Source organism: Bradyrhizobium yuanmingense (genome assembly GCF_900094575.1).
GTDB classification, from domain to species: Bacteria; Pseudomonadota; Alphaproteobacteria; order Rhizobiales; family Xanthobacteraceae; genus Bradyrhizobium; species Bradyrhizobium yuanmingense.
In genome coordinates, this window is the sequence record NZ_FMAE01000090.1 from 1 (window position 1) to 1744 (window position 1744).

Sequence of the window (1744 nt, forward strand, 5' to 3'; positions counted from 1 at the left end):
GCTCCGGATGGGTGGGGTCGCTGATGGCGTCGAGGTATTCGGCATAGCCTGACGCACCGCCGACATCTTCCGGAGGACAACGGCCGGTGGCCTCGAGCAAGAGGGGAAGTCCCTCCGTTGTCGTGTTGTCGAACCACTTTTCGAGCTTGATCACGTGATCCCAGCTGTCGCCGAAGTCGTAGAGATAATGGATCGTCTTCGCGCCGGTCTCCTGAACGATATTGGAGAGCCGCGTCTTGCGGGCATCGATGGGCTGAGGGCCAAAATCTCCATCGGGATCAGGGATACCCCAACGTCCTTCGCCAGCCAGGAACTCGAAGAGATGGCTATTCGTCCAGCCAAACGCCGCCTGAAGCGTCAGATGTAGCCGATCAAGGCGCAGCGTGAGCGGCACGACAAGGCATCGCATCACCTCCGGTTTCACGTCCTTGAGGGTCACCTTGATCCGGACCGCGGTCGTGTTCAGGCTCATGCCGCCAGCCTCGGATCGTGTGCATGCATCGTGTAGATCGACGCCCAAGGGAGCAGTTCGTCCAGTCGCGCCGCAGGCCAACCATTGACGAGCTTCGCAAGAACATCAGCGAGCCAGTGCTCGGCACTGACGCCATTGAGCTTACAGGTCTCGATTAACGAAGCCAGGACTGCCCAATTCTCGGCGCCCTCATCACAACCGGCAAAAAGGGAGTTCTTGGCGTTGAGCTTGATCGGCCGCATCGCACGCTCGACAGCATTCGTATCCATCTCGATGCGCCCGTCATCAAGGTAGAGCGTCAGGTCGTCCCAATGACGCAGCGCGTAACGCAGGGCCTTCGCTGTGTCGCTCTTCCGTGCAAGGTGATCAAGCTTGGCCTCAAACCACTGCCTCAAGGCTGTAGCCAGAGGTCGGGCATGCGCCTGCCTGCCAGCACGGCGCTCGGCATCCGATCGGCCGCGGAGCGCTTTCTCGACCGCGTAAAGCTGGGCGATGCGCTCGAGAGCCTCGCGGGCAACCGGAGCTGGCGCCGGAGCAGCCTCGCGCTCGATCTTCACAAACTGGCGCCGCAGATGCGACCAGCAGAAGGCGAGCGTCCCGGACAAGGCGTCCGTACGCGTCTCTCGGGTCATGGTCTTGTAAGGCTGATAGCCGTCGCAGTGGATGATGCCGCGATAGCCCTCGAGCAAGCGCAAGCCATGAACGGCCCCACGGCCCGGTGCATAGGCGTACACCACTCCAGGTGGGTCACGTCCGGCCCAGGGCCGGTTATCCCGCGACAGCGCCCAGAAGTAGCCGGTTTTCGTCCTGCCGCGCCCCGGATCCAGCACCGGTGCCGGGGTCTCATCGACACAGAGCTTCGAGGAGGCCAGCAGAAGTTCGCGCAGACGATGCCACAAAGGCTTCAATTCCTGGGCAGCATAGCCGACCCAGAAGGCGAGCGTGGAACGGTCCAGCGCTATTCCGTGCGTCGCCAGCATCTGCGCCTGGCGGTAAAGCGGCAAACGCCAATGATACTTGGCATCGATCACATGCGCGACCAGTCGCTCGGTGGGCAATCCTCCCCCGATCAATCGCTCGGGAGCGGCATGCTGGAGGACGACGCCGTGACAGGCGCGGCAGGCCAGTTTGGGGCGGCGGGTGACGATGACGCGATACTGCGCCGGTACGACGTCCAGAGCTATGCGGGAAAGTGGGTGATGACGGACTGAGATAGGCGGCGTATCGAGGCGGGTGTCGAGCCTGCCAGAACCTCTCAAGGAGAGCGATACG

The 1744-nt window shown here is 62.5% G+C and carries 2 protein-coding genes; both read right to left on the bottom strand.

Annotated elements, in window-relative coordinates; translation table 11 throughout:
- The coding region (locus GA0061099_RS39125; protein ID WP_074448702.1) for a plasmid pRiA4b ORF-3 family protein at positions 1-472 on the bottom strand (472 nt) is incomplete at its 3' end.
- On the bottom strand, positions 469-1744 hold a 1276-nt coding region (tnpC, locus tag GA0061099_RS39130), incomplete at its 5' end, for an IS66 family transposase (RefSeq protein ID WP_244621067.1). The genes GA0061099_RS39125 and tnpC, both read right to left, overlap by 4 nt.